Below are 18,133 nucleotides of genomic sequence, written 5' to 3'. Positions count from 1 at the left end.
AGCAATTGGCCGCAGGCATGAAACCCCGCCCCCGGAATTCGGGTTTATACCCGAACCGCGCCGTTCCGCGCGGCTGGCCGGCCCGTGCGGCCATGTTCCTATCTGTCGGGAAAGGACGAGCCTCGATGATCACCCTGACCGTTAACGGCGAAGAACGCCGCTTCGATGGCGATCCGGAGATGCCGCTGCTCTGGTATCTGAGGGATGAGATCGGCCTGACCGGCAGCAAGTTCGGCTGTGGCCAAGCCCTTTGCGGCGCCTGCACCGTGCATGTCGACGGCGCGCCCGCCTTCTCCTGCATCACCCCGGTCTCGGCCGCCGAAGGCGCCGAGGTCACCACGATCGAAGGCCTGTCGTCCGACGGCAACCACCCGGTCCAGGTCGCCTGGCGGGAGCTGAACGTCTCCCAATGCGGATACTGCCAGGCCGGGCAGATCATGCAGGCGGCGGCCCTGCTGTCGACCACGCCGGAGCCCACGGACGAAGATATCGACAACATGATGAGCGGGAATCTCTGCCGTTGCGGCACCTACCCCCGCATCCGTGCCGCGATCAAGCAGGCGGCCAAGAGCGATACCGCCCAGGGAGGGACGGAGTGATGCGCGACGTGACCCTCATCAATGCCAGCCGCCGCGGCTTCCTGACCGGGCTCGGGGCCGGCGCTTTCGTCATCGCCGTCGGGCTGCCCCGGCTGGGCCGCGCCCAGGACGAGGAGAAGAAGGAGTTCGGGCGCGATGCCATGCCGAATGGCTGGCGCGACGATCCCAACGTCTTCATCTCCATCGCCGAGGACGGCACCGTCACTCTCACCTGCCACCGTTCCGAAATGGGGCAGGGGGTCCGCACCTCCATCGCCATGGTGCTGGCGGACGAGCTGGAAGCCGACTGGGACCGGGTCCATGTGGCCCAGGCGGACGGCAACGAGGAATATTACGGGAACCAGGACACCGACGGTTCCCGCAGCCTGCGCCACTTCTTCATGCCCATGCGCCGGGCCGGCGCTGCGGCCCGCACCATGCTGGAGCAGGCGGCCGCGGCCCAGTGGGGCGTGCCGGTCGGGGAGGTCAGGGCGCAGAACCACGCAGTGGTGCACCAGGCGTCCGGCCGGTCGCTGGGATATGGCGAGTTGGCGAAGGCCGCGGCGCAGTTGCCGGTGCCGGAAGGCGACGCGGTGCGACTGAAGTCGCCGGATGCCTTCCGCTATATCGGCAAGGACAATATCGGTCTGGTGGATAATTGGGACATCACCACCGGCCACACGACCTACGGCATCGACGTCCGGCTGAACGACATGCTCTACGCCGTGGTGGCCCGCCCGCCGGTCTATGGCGGCAAGGTCGCCAGCTATGACGACGCCGCAGCGTTGAAGGTGCCGGGCGTGGTCAAGGTCGTCGCCATCGATGCGCCGGAGATTCCCTCCGAGTTCCATCCGCTGGGCGGCGTCGCCGTGATCGCGCGGAACACCTGGGCGGCGATCAAGGGGCGGGAGCAGCTCAAAATCCAGTGGGAGGACGGGCCGAACGCCGGCTACTCCTCCCCGGCCTACCGCAAGCAGCTCGAAGAGGCCGCGCGCAAGCCCGGCAAGCTGGTGCGCGCCCAGGGCGACTTCGACGGCGCCATCGCCAAGGCGGCGAAGCGCGTCACCGCGGAGTACTACATCCCCCATCTGGCCCAGGCGCCGATGGAGCCGCCGGCCGCCGTGGCCCGCATCGTCGACGGCAAGTGCGAGGCCTGGGCCTGCACCCAGGCGCCGCAGGTCACAAAGCTGCGCCTTGCCGAGCGGCTGGGCCTGTCGGAACAGGACGTCACGGTGCATGTGACCCTGCTGGGCGGCGGATTCGGGCGCAAATCCAAGCCGGACTTCGTGCTGGAGGCCGGGCTGCTGAGCAAGGCCATGGATGGCGCTCCGGTGAAGGTCACCTGGACCCGCGAGGACGACCTGCACCACAGCTACTATCACACCGTCTCGGTCGAGCGGCTGGAGGCGGGGCTGGACGAGAAGGGCAGGCCGATCGCCTGGCTGCACCGCAGCGTGGCCCCGACCATCGGGGCGATCTTCGCGCCGGACCCGAAGCACCAGCTTCCCTTCGAGCTGGGCATGGGCCTGACCAATACGCCCTTCGACATCCCGAACTTCCGGGGGGAGAATCCGGAAGCGCCGGCCCATGTCCGCGTCGGCTGGTACCGATCCGTTTCCAACATCCCGCACGCCTTCGCCATCCAGTCCTTCGTCAACGAGTTGGCGCACGAGGCCGGGCGCGATCCCAAGGACTACCTGCTGGAACTGATCGGGCCGCCGCGGAAGATCGACCCGACCGAGATCGGCGATGTCTGGAACTATGGCGAGAACCCCGAGCTGTACGTCATCGACACCGGCCGGCTGCGGCGGGTCGTGGATGCCGCGGCGAAGGGGATCGGCTGGGGCCGGCAGGTTCCGAAGGGCAGCGGCCTCGGCATCGCCGCCCATTACAGCTTCGTCACCTATGTGGCCGTGGCGGCGGAGGTGGCGGTGGCCGAGAACGGCGCCGTGACCATCCCGCGGGTGGACATCGCCGTGGATTGCGGCCCGCACGTCAACCCCGAACGCATCCGCTCCCAGATGGAGGGGGCGGTGATCATGGGTCTGGGGCAGGCGCTGTCGGCGGAGATCACCTTCGAGAACGGGCGGGCGCAGCAGAACAATTTCGACACCTACGAGCTGGCCCGCATGAATACCTCTCCGCGGGAAATCCATGTCCACCTGATCCCGGCGGACAGCCCGGACATGCCGCTGGGCGGTGTCGGCGAGCCTGGCCTTCCGCCGGTCGTGCCGGCCATCACCAACGCCATCTTCGCCGCCACGGGGAAGCGCATCCGCCAGCTCCCCATCGGCGACCAGCTCACCGCCTGACCGAAGGAACATGCCATGAAGACCTTTATGACGCTGGCGATCGCGGTCGGGGGCATCCTGGCCTTCGGGCCGGCCCAGGCGCAGGCCCAGTCCTGCGGCGAGCGCATCGCCGAGCTGGAGACGGTGCTGGATGAGAAGGCGGAAGCCTCCATCTCCGCCTCCTCGGGCGGGCAGGGCGTCGCCGGCGCCCGCGAGGGCGTAGCGGTCAACGCCGAGAACCAGGACGAGCCGGTGGAGGCCCCCGCCGTGCCCTATCAGGAGCCGGAAGAAGAGGAGGAAGCCGTCGAGCAGGCGGAGGAAGCCGGAGGCGGGGGCGACCGCGTTCTACAGGCCAAGGCCAAGCTGAACCAGGCTCGCTCCTTCGACCAGGAAGGCAACACCACCGCCTGTGAGGAGGCGGTCGCGGAGGTGGAGCAGGTGCTGGAAGCCGATTAAGGACAGCGGGCGCCCGGCTGCATTCGCTGCCGCAACATCCGGGCGCCCCGGTGGTTGGAGGGGCCGTTCCAACCATTCCTGGAGTGAGTTTCCCATGGCAGACGAACTGAAGGGCCGCAAGGTCGCCGTCCTGGCCACCGACGGCGTCGAACAGGTCGAGCTGACCGAACCGGTGAAGGCGCTGAAGGAGGCCGGCGCCACCGTTCATGTGATCGCCCCGAAGGGCGGGCAGATCCAGGGCATGAACCACCATGACAAGGGCGACATGATCCCGGTGGATGCGGCGCTCGACAGCGCCGATCCGTCCTCCTACGACGCGCTGGTGCTGCCGGGCGGCGTGATCAATCCCGACCAGTTGCGGCTGGAATCCAAGGCCATCGACTTCGTGCGCCACTTCGTCCAGTCCGCCAAGCCCATCGGGGCCATCTGCCATGGCCCCTGGACGCTGATCGATGCCGGCGGGGTGAAGGGCAAGCGCATGACATCCTGGCCCTCCCTGCGCAACGACCTCACCAATGCGGGCGCCACCTGGGTGGATGAGCAGGTGGTGACGGACAACGGGCTGGTGACGTCCCGCAAGCCGGACGACATCCCGGCCTTCACCCGCAAGGTGATCGAGGAAATCCGCGAGGGCCGTCACGACAATCGTCGTCAGCAGGCGGCGGAGTAAATCCGGACTCCCTCGGGAGGGGGCGAGATCGCCCCTATCCCCGAGCTTAAACTGGGGCAAGCCGTCGCGTTCGCCTGATACTTGGGATTCACCCGGAATCAGGCGAGTGCGGCGGCTTTGCCGTTGCCGATGGCATGGGTGGGATGACACCATCCCCGTCCGATCGGCATTATTCCGGCAGTTAGGCTGTGTCGGAGATTTCTCCGGAAAGACAGTCGCGTGTCAAAACGCGACAGGGAAAGGCCTGGGGCCAACGACCGCGACGGCTACAAGCTCGCGGGCACCAGCCGCCGAAAGAGCCGATCAGGAAATGGATGTGAACAGCTTCCGCAGAGCGGCCGGCTCCCAGGGTTTCTGCAGGATCGGCTCAGGCCCCGGTGGTATTTCCCATCGCGAACAGCCGGTCATCCAGGCAAAGGGAATGCCCTCGGCGCGCAATATCTCTGCCAGGCCTTCCGCCGCGCCATCGGCAAGCCGGTAGTCCAGCAGAACATAGTCGGGGCGTTTCTCAAAAAGAACGTTCCGGGCGGCCTGGGCCGACCTGACCGGGCCCAGGGTTTCCAGACCCACATCATGGGCACAGGCCTGCAAACCCAGGGCAACAAGGATATCATCTTCTGCGAGGAGCACGCGTTTGCGATTGAGCAGATCACTCATATCCGCACCTCACCGTAGCCCATCGTCATGCCCTCCCGGTTAGGGAGAGACCTCATCAGGCGGCACCGTGGTGCGGATAGCGCTTCTGGTCTGTCCGATAGCGCACCGACTTACCTCTTCGTGAACGTTATACACGGCCAGATGCCAGCAGCCGGATCGCTTGCCGCGCACTTGCCCGATGCGCGCTGTTCAGAACAACCATGTCTTCCGGTTCGACAGCCCGGATCGCTTTCCCCCGATTTGGATGCCGCTTACCCCAGCACCCTGTCCACTTCCTGGCGGATTGCCTGATAGCACTCGCAGGATGCGCCCTCCAGGCGGGAGCGATCGAGCACGTTGACGAATCCGCGCTCTTGGGCAATCGCCCCCGACTTCGCCAGCGTGTTGACCGCGACCGTCACGCCGGCGCGGCGGACGCCCAGCATCATGGCCATGAACTCATGGGTGATCGGCATCCGGTCGACATGCGCCCGGTCGTGCATCATCAAGAACCAGCGCGCCAGGCGCTCATCCAGCGTGTGCCGGATGTTGCAGGCGGCCACTTGGCTGGTCTGCACCAACATGGTGTGCACAAAGCGCAGGATGCGGGCCGGCACGAGCCCACCCCGCTCCATCTCCGCCCGCAGGGCCTCGGCACTCATGCGCAGGGCCCGCCCAGGCATCTGGACCATGGCTTCGGTGTTGGTGGTCTCGGCCCCAAGGGCCGCGGCAAAGCCGACCAGCCCCTCACGGTCGATCAGCCCGACCTCGATCTCCTGGCCGCCCTCCAGCGGGGCCAGCTGGGAGACGACACCGTCCTCGACAAAATAGACATGGCGGATCGATTCGCCGGCCTCGTGCAGGACTTGGTGAAGAGGCAGTTCCACCGGTTCCAGAACGCCCAGCAGACGGTCACGATCTGCCGCCGTCAGGGCCAGCAGGATACGGTTCTGCACGGGAGCGGATGGAATGGAATGCGGCACGGGCGCGCTCCCTGCACATGGTAGGCGGGAGCACACGCATCTCTCAGCCGCTCCCGCCGGTTGTTCCTGGGAGCGATGAGGGCAGTATGGGCGGTTAGGCGGCGCTTTCCAAGATCAAGCATCCCAGCCCGGCTGTGGGCGGAGCGCTGGCGGCGCGGATGGTGGAGGGTGGGCTGCCGCCCATCGCCCGCGCTTGCGCAGCACCGTCTCGGTGATGCTGTTGGTCTGGTTCATCTCGTAACGGCTTCAGTCAAATAATCTTCCAGCCGTTCTGCATCTCCGCCAGCAGAAGGAGAGTGGCCGCCTTCCCCGCGCTCACTGCAGAATCTGTAGCCGGCGCGCCTGGGTATAGGCGAACCGGACCAGTTGGTATTCGAAGGGCGAGCCGGTCTGGTGGTAGCGGAAGCCGGTGCGGTAGCGGACATCGATGGGGCGCAGCCCGTATTGCGCGACCTCATATCCGTCGCTGTGGTCCACCACGTCCGGCACGACGTCGAAATTCAGGACGAAGCTGTCCATCACCCGCCCGACGCCGTCACGCAGGTTCGACGGACCCAGCAGCGGCAGCATGAGATAAGGGCCCTCGGGAACGCCCCAATAGCCCAGCGTCTGGCCGAAATCCTCCTTCTGCCGGCTGATCCCCGCTTCCGATGCCACATCGAACAGACCCAGAAGCCCGATGGTGGAGTTCAGGGCGAAGCGCACCAGCGTCTGCCCGGCCTTCTTCGGCCTGAGCTGCAGGACGGCATTTGTGAAGTTTCCGACCTCTCCCAGATTCAGGAAGAAGGAGGAGACCCGCCGGCGCAGGAAGCTCGGCGTCACCTCCTGATAGGTGTCCACGACGGGCAGCAGGATCGCCTCGTCGACACGGGCGTTCAACTTGTAGAGACCGCGGTTCGTCCTCTCGATGGGATCGTAGATGAGGATGGGGTTGGCCTCGTCGGCATCGCTGGACAGCTCCGACAATTGCCGACGCGGCGGTTCCGGCGGTACGCCGGCGTCCGGCTGGGAGGCGCACCCCGCCAGCAGAAGCAATCCCGCAAGGCAGGCCAATGGCCGCCATCCATCCGTCCGTGGTGGCATGGGCAGCTCAACCCTTGAAGAAGTTGACGATGTCGGCGACGACGGCGCGGTGCTCCACGTTCCCAAGATGGCCGCCGTTCGGATAGACGTGGAGCCTGGACCCGAACAGGCGCTGGAGTTCCTGAAGATCCCCAGGGGCGAGGATGACGTCGTCGCGGTTCGTGAATGCGGCGACGTGCCCGGCGTCGGTCAGGAACCCTGCGATGCTGGTCAGGCTCGCCTGCCGGATCAGCGCCTCGCGGTCCGGGTCCGGTCCACGCCCGTAGAACTCCGAATAGATGTCCCGGAAGTAATCCAGGAAGCTGGTCCGGATGCTGACAGCGAAATAGTCCTGAAGCGGCGTGGTGGACAGGAATGGCCTGTTGCGCGGGAAGATGTAGCCGCTGTTGCTCATCACGTCGGCGGTGAAGATCAGGTTCGCTGAGGACAGGCGGAAGGACAGGCCGATGGCGGCCGCCAGATCGTCGTCGTCGGGATCGATCTGCTCATACAGCGTCAGGGCCGGGTTCGCGCCGTCGAACTCCAGCGCGTCGGTGGTGCGGAGCACGCTGGACACGCGCTCGGTCGCCTGATCCAGATAGGTGGTGAGATCGTCCACCCCGTGGGGCAGCCTTTCGGTCAGCATCCGGTCGATGGTGCGGATGGAGCTGTACAGGCTTATGGGCGGGTTCAGCAGCAGCACGCGGCCGAACCGGAAATGCGGGTCCTGCCCGTCCAGCATCGCCACGAAGGCCGCATGCCAGCCGCCGAGGCTGTAGCCGGTCAGGTGGAAGCCCGTGATCCCGACGCCGTCCTTCCCCAGATCCTCCTCGACCGCACGCATCGCCCGCAGCAGGTCCGCCGCATCCTGCGTGGCCCGGCCGGGAAGGCTGGTGGCGGAGGCGGTGACGATGAAGTTCGGATGGGTGGGGGAGGGCAGCAACGCCACATGCATGCCGGCCGCGTACAACGCCCGGCCCAACGTCGCCGCCACTCCGGCGCGGTCGTCCGCCCCGGTTCCCGCGATCACGAAGGCCAGGGGCGCCGGGCCGGGCTGCGTCATCGCGGTATAGTTCAGTCCGCGATAGTACCAGAATCCTTCCGGCACCTGCCGGTCCGGGAAAATGCTGATGGTCCTGCGCTCGGTCTCCTCCGGCTCCGGCAGGATCGCGCGCTGCTCCGGCGGCGTGCGGATGATGGTCGCCAGCCAGGGATTGTCGATGGGGTAGTCGTAGGCCGGCGGTTCGGCCGCGATATCCGGGACCCGAGCCCTGTCGGGAGCGGAACTGCAACCGGCGGCAAGGAGCAGGAGGAGAAGGGCGGCCGGGCCGCTGAACCATGCGCTCCGGGGCCGACCTGCCGGAATCCGCTTCTCCGTCAGGCTGGACGCGGGGCTGCGTCGGTGGGGCATCGGTCCGTCCTGGTATCGTCTGGCATTCCGCCGGTCCCCTGTTGAACGCCGCGGCTGCGCTGTTGTTCGCCTGTCACGGAACTTCAATCCGCGCGGGCCGGCCGTTCACCGTAATCCCGCCTGTCCGCGGGCGGCAGGAAGGTGCCGCGCCTGGGGATAGCGTTCGGCCAGATAGGCCAGCACGGTCCAGTACAGGTACAGCTCTTCCAGTTCGCTCGGCCGGGCGATGCCGAAATCGAGGCCGAGCGTGTTCAGCAGAACCTCGTCCAGGATGAATGCCGCCACGGCGATCCAGCCGGGGGCGATCACGGCGGAACCCGGCATGACCGATCCCAGCCGCGGCAGCAGCGGGCGACTGCGGAAAGCGCAGAAGGTGGCGGCCAGGGTCGCGGTAAGGACGCCGACCTCCAGCAGGATGCGCGGCTTCTGATCGAACCAGGCGGAGGTGTTGTGCAGATTGGTCTCCCCCTGGTCGTTGAGCGCGTTCCAGCCCTCGGGCGTTGCCCAGCCGAACAGATGCTGGCCGTAGCTCACCTCCTCCAGCAGCACATAGGTGCAGCCGGCAATGGCCAGGACGAACCACAAGGCGAGGGGGGAATGCTCGGCCCGGCTCCACCGGTAGGCGCGGATTGCGGCGATCACGCCCAAGCCCAGAAGGACGGCCTGGAACATCTCCACCGGGGCCAGTTCGTCCGCGGTCAGGGGAAGGCCCAGCCCGATCTCGAGCGCCAGGGCCACGACAAACACCAGCAGGGGCGCTGCCCAGAAGATCATTTGCATCATGGCTGTCCGAATCACGGAAGCACGGCGCGGCCCTTGCCGCCCGTCGATACGATCCCAGCTTTTCCGGGTTGGGGTCGGCTGTGACCGGGGTCACAGTGGGCGGCATGCCCTGCATGCGCATCCGAACCTTCCCCAGGAGCCGGTTCCGTTTAAAACAGAGCGGTTCATTCGAGCAGGAGCAGACCAATGGCCAAGGCGATCCATTCCATGATCCGGGTGCTGGACCTGGACCGGTCCATGGCATTCTACGGCAGGGCCTTCGGGCTGGAGCTTGCGGACCGGTACGATTTCGACGGCTTCACGCTGGTCTACCTCCGCAACGCGGAGGCGGATTTCGAGGTGGAGCTGACGCTGAACCATGGCCGTACCGAGCCCTACGACATCGGCGACGGCTACGGCCATCTGGCCTTCTCGGTCGATGACGCGGAGGCGGAGCACAGGCGCGCCGTGGAGCAGGGTTTCGAGCCCACCCCGCTGAAGCAGCTCAGCCAGGACGGGAAGCCCCTGGCGAAGTTCTTCTTCCTGACCGACCCGGACGGCTACAAGATCGAGGTGTTGCAGCGCGGCGGCCGCTACACCTGACCCGGCACCCGGAGCCGGGCGCGATCCGGCTCCGCCCCCTGGTCGGAAAGCTGTTCCTGCGGGGTATGCAGCTTGAGCTGGGGCAGGGGGATTTCGATCCCCATGCTGTCGAAACGCTTCTTCAGGCGGCGGTTGAACTCCCGCCCGACATTCCATTGCTGGATCGGGCGGGTCTTGATGCGCGCCTTGACCAGCACCGCATTCTCCAGGAACCCGTCGACGCCCAGCACCTCCAGCGGTTCCAGGATCAGGTGCTTGAAGTCCGGGTCGCTGCGCAACTCCTCGTCCAGCTCGCGCATGACGGCGATGATCCGGTCGGTGTCCTCCCGGAACGAGACCCGGACGTCGAAGACGTAGTGGCTGAAGCCCTTGGTCATGTTCGACAGCATGGTGACCGACCCGAAGGGAATGGTGTGCACCGTTCCATCCAGATCGCGCAGGCGCAGGCTGCGGATGCTGATCGCCTCGACCAGCCCGCCCTTGCCCGACACGTTGACCACGTCGCCCACCGACATCGCGTCCTCCAGCAGGAAGAACAGCCCGGTGATCAGGTCCTTGACCAGCGCCTGGGACCCGAAGCCGATGGCAAGGCCGAAGACGCCGGCGCCGGCCAGCAGCGGCGTCACATCCACGCCGATCTCCGCCAGGATGGTCAGCCCGGCCACCGTGATGATCGAGATCAGCAGGGTGCTGCGCAGCAGGGGAAGCAGGGTGCGGACGCGGGCGCTGGGCTCGATGGATTTGCCCTGCCGGTCGGATCGGGCCAGCCTGCGTTCGATGGCGCCGCTGGCGAACTCCCACACCACATAAGCGATGCCGATGATCAGGGCGATGGTGGCGGCGGAACCGGCGATGCGCTCGCCCGCCGGCGAGGCCAGCCAGCCGGGGATATCGACTCCCCAGGCCATCAGGATCAGGCCCACCGCCAATATGCCTACCGCCAGCTGCAATACCTGCAGCAGGCTGGCGACCCGTCCCGGCATGCGGCCCGCCGGGGCGGCCCCCTCCGCCGATCCTGCCAGCTTGTCGCGCGTCCGCTCCAGAATGCCTTGCAGCACGACCAGCGCCACCAGGATCGCCAGCGTTCCATAGACCGCGCGGCGCACCAGCCATGCGCCGTCCGGAATCTCTAGGAAATAGACGGCGTACATCGCCGCCACATAGCCGATGGCGAGGATATGCCAGATCCGGCCGAAGCGCTGCCGCGCCAGGGCGAGCGAATACAGGGATGTCTGCAGGCCGGCTTCATCCGTCTGACCGGAGGCGGAGCCGGAACCCGCGATCCATTCCCCGACCCGCCGCCTGTTCCGCAGGATGGCGACCACGGCCAGTACGCCGACGACAAGCCAGAGCAGCTTGAGCACGGCCGACTGCGCGGACGGCGGAAGGCCGAGGAGGTCGGCGGTAGCCGTCGCCGAATAGCCGTAGATCAGCACGCCGCCGATGCGGCGGCCCCATTTGTAGATCTCCCGCGCGGCCCCGTCGCCGATGGATACCAGCCTGAGGTTCGGCGAGGCCGGCGTCAGGATGGCCCGGCTCACCGTCACCAGCATCTGATAGACGATGCCGCCGTTGAGGATCGCCAGCGCCGCAAGCCGTGACGTCCGCGGCGGGTCCAGCAGCGCCAGCGCCCCGTACCCGGCCGCGGCGAAGGCAAGGATCGGAATCAGGTCGAGCAGGGTCCGGGCGGCCAGCACGCCTGCGCGCCCCATGAGACCTGCCGGTATACGGCTGCTCATCGAGCGTCTCAACCCGGACAGCAGGCGTCGTGCCGCCCATCCGGCGCCGAAGCCCAGGGCAATTGCAAAGGCCAGCTCCCCGCCCAGGATGGCGCCGTTTCTCAGCCGCTGACGGTCGCGGAACTGCTCCTCGATCCAGTCGCCGGCCTGGGTCAGTCCTGCCATCGTCCAGCCGACGATCCACAGCTCGTCCCGCAGCCCGCCGACCTGCTCGGAGATGGCATCGACCAGCTGCGACCCGATCGCCTCGGACGGGCGCTCCACCTCCTGCGGCGGCTCGGCGGCAGCGGCCAGCAGCTCCAGTCTCCGGATCAGCTCCTCCCGCTGTCCAGGGTCCTGGAGGAGAGCGGTCAGCTGGCGGATTTCCTCCGGAGATGGCGGCTCGCGCGCCGGTTCCCCCGCTTCGGGGGCCGTGGCCGGAATGCCGGGCAGAGTCTGCGCATGGCTGGGCTGCGGCGCATGGCAGGACAGCAGCAGAAGGCCGAGAAGGATCGTGGCGAGAAGACGGGACATGCGGGTCCGCTGTGATCGGGGAAAGGCGCCGGCCCGTGGCCGGAACAGCTTGGCGTCACGCTCCCCAACAGCCGATCCGCTGACATGGCATGGGCGGCGGGGCCCGTCCGACCGCCCGGCTGCGGGTACGCCCACCCCTTTTCCTATCGAAGGTATATTGTTGCGGATGTGCAACGATCCTTTGTTTTGCTGGATTTTCGTTGGAGCGATCCGAAGGTTTGGGCGTTGGAGTGCCACCCGTAACAATGGAGACTTCCATGGGCCGTATGTCCCGTACACTTCCCGCCCTCGTCGCCCCGGTTCTGCTGATGTCGGCTGTGCCGGCCATGGCGCAGCAGAGCGGCGCCACCGATCCGGGGATCTACATCCGGGGCGGTCTCGGCTACTCCATCTCCGGCGAGGACGAGATCGACTACTCCCCGCTCTGGAGCCTTGGCGTCGGGTACCGCTTCACGCCGAACATCCGCGTCGACGTGATGGCCGACTGGCGCGACCGTTACATCGTGGAAGGCGGCCGCGGCGTGGTGCCGGGTGCAGCCGATCTGGACAGCCAGGTCGAGAACCAGGCTTACATGTTCAACGCCTATTACGACTTCGCGACCATGAATCTCGGTCCGGTGGCAGGCGTTCGTCCGTATGTCGGCGTCGGCGCTGGCCTGTCCACGACCAAGGTCGATGACGCCACGGTCTTCGTGGACATCGACAATGACAATCTGGAAGGGGAGTTCCGCGACTTCTTCGGCGATGAGGACGACCAGTTCGCCTGGCAGCTCATGGCCGGCGTCGCCTTCGACTTCTCCACCAACATGTTCGCCGATATCGGCTACCGCTATGCCGATCTGGGCGAGGTCGGGCTGAGTTCCACCCAGGGCGGCATCGACTCCGATCTCAACGTGCATGAGATCATGGTTTCGGTCGGCTACAAGTTCTAAGCGCCAACTGGATGCTTCGCCGGCCATGGCCGGCGTCGGACTGGACGGGCGGATGCGCTGGGCGTATCCGCCCTTTTTCTTTCAGCCCCGCCGTCCCGCGACCCAGGTGTCCAGGACCCGGACTTCGCCGTCCAACAGCACCAGATCGGCGACATGGCCGGGCGCGATCCGGCCCAGACGGTCGTCCAGCGTCAGGAAACGCGCCGGGTACAGGCTGGCCATGCGCAGAGCCTCCCCCAAATCCAGCCCCAGAAGCGTGACGCAGTTGCGCACCGCCGTGGCCATGTCGATATCCGCCCCGGCCAACACCCCGTCCTGTGTCTCCAGCCTGCCGTTGCGGCGGTGGATGGTGCGGCCGTACAGGGGGAAGCTGGTCACGTCCGTGCCCGTCGGCGGCATGGCGTCGGTCACCAGGAACAGGGTTCCCGCCGGCTTCGCCGCCAGTGCCAGCCGCAGGATGGCCGGATGCACATGCACCCCGTCCACGATCAGGCCACAGAAAGTATCCGGGGTGGACAGCGCCACCCCGGCGATGCCCGGCTCCCGGCTCATCAGCGGCGGCATGGCGTTGAACAGGTGGGTGAACCCCCTCAGCCCGGCTCTAACGGCGGCAAGGGTGCGATCGAAGCCGGCCGCCGAATGCGCCCCCGCCACCACCACCCCGGCCGCTGCCAACCGCGCGATCTGCGCGTCCGTCACCATCTCCGGCGCCAGCGACACCAGTACCCGGCCCGGCGCGAAACGGGCGGGCAGTGCGCAAAGCGCCTCGATATCCGCCTCGCCGGGCGTGCGGATGAAGCCTTCCTCATGCACGCCCTTGCGGGCCGGCGCCAGGAACGGCCCCTCAAGATGCACGCCGATCACGCCGCTGCCGGGGATTGCTGCGGCTTCGGCCGCTGCCGCTGCCGCCTGCGCCATGCGGTCCGGCGCGTCGGTGATGAAGGTCGGCAGCAGCGACGTGGTGCCGAAACGGCGGTGTGCGGCCGCGATGGCCAGGCAGGCCTCCGCCGTGGGGCTGTCGTTGAACAGCACCCCGCCGCCGCCATTCACCTGCGTGTCGATGAAGCCGGGCGCAAGCAGGCTGCCGGCCGGAAGCCGCTCCACCGGCAAGCCGGGGGGAAGGCTGCCTTCGGGCGGCAGGTCCAGGATGCGCCCGCCCTCCAGCAGCACGGCGTGGCCGTCCAGAAACTCCTCGCCCGTGAAGATGCGGGCTCCCGCCAGCGCGTGCCGCATGGCGTCGACTCCTCTGTCCTGCGGGATCATGGGGCGGCTCCGGCGGCGACGCGGGCCAGCAGCATGGCCCCGTCCATGGCATCGCCTTCCGGTTCCGTCAGGCTGGGAAGCAGCCCGGCCGGCAGCCAGGGGCGGAGCGGCACGGCCAGCCCGCCCATCAGGCAGACCTTGGGCGCTCCCAGCTCCAACAGCCGGCGGCAGAGGGCGGAAAGGGCCTCGCCGGCTGACGCGACGATACGGGCGGCAACCGGGTCGCCCTCCGCCGCCGCGGCCAGCGCGGCCGGTGCGAAGCGGGCGTAGTCGCCGGGCGTGGCCCGGCCGGCCCAACCGACCACAATGTCGGGACCGCCGCCCAACTGGTCCAGCACCTGCCGGGTGAAAGCGCTGGCGGGGATCAGCCCGTCATGGGCGTGCAGCGCCGCACGGACGCTTTCCCGCCCGATCCAGGCTCCGGACCCGTCGTCCGACACCTCGAATCCCCAACCACCGATGCCGATGCCCCGCCCGCCGATCACGGCATGGCCGGCGCTGCCGGTTCCGGCGATGACGATCCCGCCGTCCCGGCCGGAGAAGGCGCCCAGACAGGCGGTGTGCGCATCGCTGGCGGCCTGGGTCTCGGCAAAGGCCGGGGCCGAGGCGACGACCCGGTCGCGGTCGACTTCCGTGACGATCCCGGCCAGTCCAAGACCGGCACGGATGCTGGGCAGGGCCGAGCGGTCCAGCCCCGCCCGGCCGAGCGCCATGTCCACCGCTTCCATTATGGCGGTCCAGGCGGCAGGCAGGCCGAGACGGATGTTCGCCGGTCCGCCCGCACCCTGGGCCAGGGGCGCGCCGTCCGCGTCGTAAAGGCGGGCGCGGCAGCCGGTGCCGCCGCCATCGACGCCGATGAAGAACCCGCTGGAAACCATGCGCCGCCCCTATTCCCCGCCGGCCGGCCCCGGCCCTGAAATCGCCGCCAAAGCTGTAAGCCCTGCCGACCGTTCTGGAAAGGGCGGGCGAGACCGGGGGCTGTGCGAAAGAGCGGAACCTTCCAGGAGCGGTTTACGTCCCGTCGCAGTTACGACGCGGTCGTTGCGGTCGCATGGCCGACGTTCCGGCCATCCTCCGTCCGGGGGCCGTTCACGGTATCCGTGGCGGCCAGATGGGCGGAGGAGATGGTAAGGCTGCAGCGCAGGCCATTCACATCCCACTCGAACGCGGCGGCGCCGCCGAGCTGGGTGGCCGCCGCCCTGACCATCTGCGAGCCGAAGCCGCGCCGCACCGGCGTGCCGGGAACGGCGGGACCGCCCACCTCATGCCAGTCCAGCCGCAGGCTGCCGTCCGGCTCGATCCTCCAGGACAGGTCGATGCCGCCGCCGGGAGCGGACAGCGCCCCGTACTTGGCGGCATTGGTGCTCAGCTCGTGCAGCACCATGGCGGTCGGCTGCACGGCGTCGGCCGCAAGCACCGCAGGCGGCCCGGACAGGCGCACCCGCGACCGGTCCTTGCCCGCATAGGGCGCCAGCTCCGCCGCGGCCAGCACCTCCAGCCGCGCACCGCTCCACTGCCCCTCCGCCAGCAGGCTGTGGGCGCGGGCGAGCGCCGCCACGCGCTTCTCCACCGCTTCCAGGAAATCCGCCGGATTCTCGGCACGGGTCAGGCGGACCACGGCCTGCACCACGGCCAGCGCATTCTTCGCCCGGTGGTCCACCTCGCGGGCCAGCAGGGTCTGCCGCGCCTCAGCCTCCCGGCGTTCATCGATGTCGATCACCGAGCCGACATAGCCGAGGAAAGCGCCATCCGGTCCGAAACGGGGGGAGGCGGCATTGATCACCCAGCGATAGGCGCCATCGGCGCGACGGAGCCTGTATTCGATCCGGAAGGGCGCCTGTGCGGTCTTGGCTTCCATCACCATCCGCTCAGCCTCGGCGCGCTCGTCTGGGTGGATCGCGTTAATCCAGCCGAACCCCAGTGAGCCCGCCTCGTCCATGCCGGTGAAATCGTACCAGGGCCTGTTGACATAGATGCACCGGGCGTTCGCGTCGGTTACCCAGATCATCACCGGCGTATGGTCCGCGAGATTGCGGAAGCGCGCCTCGCTTTCGCGCAACGCCGCCTCTGCCCTTGCCCGCTCCACCGCCGACCAGGTTCGCTCGGCCGCCGCCTCGGCCAGCGCGGCGTCGAGGTCCGTCCAGCGGCGGGGGACGGCCTCATGCAGATACAGGATCGCCCGCAGGCGTCCGTCCCTGACCAGGGGCACGACGATCAGCGCGCGGGTTCCGATGCTGTCCCATGCCGCCGCATGGGCGCTGCCGGCGCGGGGATCGGTGCGGCAATCCTCAACCACCAGGGTGCGCCCGGCGCGCAGTTCCGCGATCACCTGCGGCCCGAAGGCGTCGAGGAGCCGGACCTTGCCGGCAAGGCTTCCCATTCCGGAGGTCCAGTCGCGGTTGACGATGACCGTCGTTCCGGCTTCGTCGATCTCGCCATAGCCGGCGCGGGCAGCACCCACTTGCCGGCCCAGCAGCTCCGCCGTCATGATCTTCATGTTTTCCGCGGAGATTTCGTTCCGCAGATAATCCTCCAGCGCCAGCACGAAGGCCCGCTGCCGGTCGGCAAGAACCTGCTCCGTCGTCTCCGTGCAGATGCAGAACACCCCGTCCACCCCGCGCCCGGTGCGCACCGGAGTATATGAGAAGGCGAAGTGCGCCTCCTCCGGCCGGCCGTGCCGGGTGGTCACCAGATGGATGTCGGTCATGTTCACGGGCGTGCCCGTGAAGGCCCGGTCCATGATGGGCGCCATCTCCTCCTGGACGTCGTGCCAGACCTCGGCGAAGGGGCGGCCCAGGGCCTCGGGGTGCCGCGCGCCGCATAGGGGCGCATACACATCATTATAGATCATGATGCGCTCCGGCCCCCAGGCCACGAACATTGGCTGGTTTGACCCGAGCATGACGCCGACCAGCGTTTTCAGCGGTTCCGGCCAGGCGTCGGGCGGGCCGAGCGGCGATGACCGCCAGTCATGCGCCCGCAGGAGCGCCGCCGCCTCGCCATCATGCGCCAGGAAATCGGGGGCGGGGAGGGCGTCTGAACTTCTTGTCATCGGCTGGTCATCGTGTCGGAAGGTGCCGGTCCGGGCCAGCGGGGCTGGCGCAAGGCGGGATAGGCCGCTCGACCGAGACCCTGATTTGTAAGGCAGGCCGCGGAAGATTACTGCCCTTGCAAACGGCCTATGCATCCGGACTGCCTCTGCCGCATGCAGGGGACCGGCGTATGCAGATGCATGCCCTTTGACTAGGCAACTGCTTCATTCGGCGGCTGCATGCCCGATTTTTCGTCGGGCATGGTGCTGCGATAGCTAAGGATTATCTCGCTTTTGCGAACACGGCCGGTTGGCACGCGCTTTGCTGAACATGTATTCGGGCCATGGTGATCCCGCCTGCCGGATGGCAGAAGGTCCAGCGACGTACTCTAGAACGGACGATCGGAGCAGAGGTCGGAACAGGCAGGCAATCCTTCCAAGGAAAACACGGATCACCATTCACGGCCCGGCGCATGCCGGGAACCACGCCACAATAAAAAGGGGAACGTAGAGTGAAGCGGATCGGTGCCATTATCGGGTTTGGATTGGCCATGCTGGCCGGGAGCGCCCAGGCAGAGGGGATCAAGCGGACGGACGTTCCGAATTTCCCGATTGCTTCCGCCGTGATCGTTCCAGCCGGATCGGATCTCATCTTCCTCAGCGGAACCGTGCCTCCCGTCATCGACAAGGAGGCGCCGAAGGGCAGCACCCAGGTCTACGGGAACACCGAGACGCAGACCGTCAACGTCCTGACCCGCATCCAGGAGACCCTGGCCGCCCATGACCTTTCCATGGGCGACGTCATCCAGATGACGGTCTTCCTGGTGGGCGATCCCGCCAAGGAAGGGATGATGGACTTCGGCGGCATGATGGCCGGCTACACCAAGTTCTTCGGCACGCCGGAACAGCCGAACAAGCCGGCCCGCTCCACCGTGCAGGTGGCGAGCCTGGCCGGGCCGGGCATGCTGGTCGAAATCGAGGTCGTGGCCGCAAAGGCCAAGTGACCGCGGCGACCCAGCCGCGCAGGGCGGACGGTGCGCGCCACCGTCCGCCGCCTACATCGGTCCTGCATCAGGTCGCGGGTACGGCCCGCAGGACGCGATGAAATGAACAGGTCGGGATCAGAACCCAAAGGGCGGTCCCGGCGGCGCTAAGCGCAAGAAATACGGCGCCGCGATCCTGAGAAGAACAAGGAGCAGGGAC

The 18,133-nt window shown here is 67.6% G+C and carries 16 protein-coding genes; 7 read left to right on the top strand and 9 right to left on the bottom strand.

Annotation, left to right across the window (positions count from 1 at the left end; genetic code table 11):
* The first annotated feature begins 125 nt into the window (after positions 1-125).
* The 4 genes from DOL89_RS12110 to DOL89_RS12095 all read left to right on the top strand — a co-directional run bounded on the left by DOL89_RS12110 (position 126) and on the right by DOL89_RS12095 (position 3,995).
* Positions 126-599: a (2Fe-2S)-binding protein gene (locus DOL89_RS12110; protein ID WP_119679389.1), complete on the top strand. Its 474-nt coding sequence runs from the start codon at positions 126-128 to the stop codon at positions 597-599.
* Positions 599-2,890 carry a xanthine dehydrogenase family protein molybdopterin-binding subunit gene (locus DOL89_RS12105; protein ID WP_119679388.1) on the top strand — a complete coding sequence of 764 codons (2,292 nt, stop codon included), beginning with the start codon at positions 599-601 and terminating at the stop codon, positions 2,888-2,890. Before DOL89_RS12110 ends, DOL89_RS12105 begins: the two co-directional genes overlap by 1 nt.
* Positions 2,891-2,905: 15 nt before the next feature.
* Positions 2,906-3,325 (top strand): hypothetical protein, encoded by a 420-nt coding sequence (locus tag DOL89_RS12100; protein WP_119679387.1) that lies wholly within the window; start codon positions 2,906-2,908, stop codon positions 3,323-3,325.
* A 94-nt stretch (positions 3,326-3,419) separates the two neighbouring features.
* A complete protein-coding gene (locus tag DOL89_RS12095) occupies positions 3,420-3,995 on the top strand; it encodes a type 1 glutamine amidotransferase domain-containing protein (RefSeq protein ID WP_119679386.1) in 576 nt (191 codons plus the stop codon).
* A 303-nt stretch (positions 3,996-4,298) separates the two neighbouring features.
* Here the strand turns inward: DOL89_RS12095 and DOL89_RS12090 are convergent, their stop codons facing one another.
* The 5 genes from DOL89_RS12090 to DOL89_RS12070 form a co-directional block, all read right to left on the bottom strand.
* Positions 4,299-4,652, bottom strand: a complete 354-nt coding sequence (locus tag DOL89_RS12090) for a response regulator (RefSeq protein WP_119679385.1) — start codon at positions 4,650-4,652, stop codon at positions 4,299-4,301.
* A 251-nt stretch (positions 4,653-4,903) separates the two neighbouring features.
* Positions 4,904-5,614: a Crp/Fnr family transcriptional regulator gene (locus DOL89_RS12085; protein WP_162937480.1), complete on the bottom strand. Its 711-nt coding sequence runs from the start codon at positions 5,612-5,614 to the stop codon at positions 4,904-4,906.
* Between the two features lie 315 nt (positions 5,615-5,929).
* The gene (locus DOL89_RS12080) at positions 5,930-6,697 is read right to left on the bottom strand and encodes an MlaA family lipoprotein (RefSeq protein WP_119679383.1); all 768 of its coding nucleotides are present in this window, start codon (positions 6,695-6,697) and stop codon (positions 5,930-5,932) included.
* A gap of 7 nt (positions 6,698-6,704) precedes the next feature.
* Positions 6,705-8,087 carry an alpha/beta fold hydrolase gene (locus DOL89_RS12075; RefSeq protein WP_119679382.1) on the bottom strand — a complete coding sequence of 461 codons (1,383 nt, stop codon included), beginning with the start codon at positions 8,085-8,087 and terminating at the stop codon, positions 6,705-6,707.
* A gap of 105 nt (positions 8,088-8,192) precedes the next feature.
* The gene (locus DOL89_RS12070; protein WP_162937479.1) at positions 8,193-8,870 is read right to left on the bottom strand and encodes a hypothetical protein; all 678 of its coding nucleotides are present in this window, start codon (positions 8,868-8,870) and stop codon (positions 8,193-8,195) included.
* A gap of 186 nt (positions 8,871-9,056) precedes the next feature.
* Between DOL89_RS12070 and DOL89_RS12065 the strand changes: the two genes are divergently transcribed.
* Positions 9,057-9,452 carry a VOC family protein gene (locus tag DOL89_RS12065; RefSeq protein WP_119679380.1) on the top strand — a complete coding sequence of 132 codons (396 nt, stop codon included), beginning with the start codon at positions 9,057-9,059 and terminating at the stop codon, positions 9,450-9,452.
* Here the strand turns inward: DOL89_RS12065 and DOL89_RS12060 are convergent.
* Positions 9,443-11,704 (bottom strand): mechanosensitive ion channel domain-containing protein, encoded by a 2,262-nt coding sequence (locus tag DOL89_RS12060; RefSeq protein ID WP_119679379.1) that lies wholly within the window; start codon positions 11,702-11,704, stop codon positions 9,443-9,445. The genes DOL89_RS12065 and DOL89_RS12060 overlap by 10 nt on opposite strands.
* Positions 11,705-11,961: 257 nt before the next feature.
* On the opposite strand from DOL89_RS12060, the gene DOL89_RS12055 reads away from it, so the two are divergent.
* Positions 11,962-12,636, top strand: coding sequence for an outer membrane protein (locus tag DOL89_RS12055; protein ID WP_162937478.1), 675 nt, complete (start codon positions 11,962-11,964; stop codon positions 12,634-12,636).
* An 81-nt stretch (positions 12,637-12,717) separates the two neighbouring features.
* Here the strand turns inward: DOL89_RS12055 and nagA are convergent, their stop codons facing one another.
* The 3 genes from nagA to DOL89_RS12040 all read right to left on the bottom strand — a co-directional run bounded on the left by nagA (position 12,718) and on the right by DOL89_RS12040 (position 16,951).
* Positions 12,718-13,899 (bottom strand): N-acetylglucosamine-6-phosphate deacetylase, encoded by a 1,182-nt coding sequence (gene nagA, locus DOL89_RS12050; protein WP_225889779.1) that lies wholly within the window; start codon positions 13,897-13,899, stop codon positions 12,718-12,720.
* Positions 13,896-14,777 carry a BadF/BadG/BcrA/BcrD ATPase family protein gene (locus tag DOL89_RS12045; protein ID WP_119679377.1) on the bottom strand — a complete coding sequence of 294 codons (882 nt, stop codon included), beginning with the start codon at positions 14,775-14,777 and terminating at the stop codon, positions 13,896-13,898. Before DOL89_RS12045 ends, nagA begins: the two co-directional genes overlap by 4 nt.
* Before the next feature lie 149 nt (positions 14,778-14,926).
* Positions 14,927-16,951 (bottom strand): PAS domain S-box protein, encoded by a 2,025-nt coding sequence (locus DOL89_RS12040; protein ID WP_162937477.1) that lies wholly within the window; start codon positions 16,949-16,951, stop codon positions 14,927-14,929.
* Between the two features lie 491 nt (positions 16,952-17,442).
* On the opposite strand from DOL89_RS12040, the gene DOL89_RS12035 reads away from it, so the two are divergent.
* On the top strand, positions 17,443-17,934 hold the full coding sequence (locus tag DOL89_RS12035; RefSeq protein ID WP_225889778.1) for a RidA family protein: 492 nt from the start codon (positions 17,443-17,445) through the stop codon (positions 17,932-17,934).
* Positions 17,935-18,133: the final 199 nt, after the last annotated feature.

Source organism: Indioceanicola profundi (assembly GCF_003568845.1).
Taxonomy (GTDB): domain Bacteria; phylum Pseudomonadota; class Alphaproteobacteria; order Azospirillales; family Azospirillaceae; genus Indioceanicola; species Indioceanicola profundi.
This window is presented reverse-complemented; position numbering and strand designations above follow the sequence as displayed.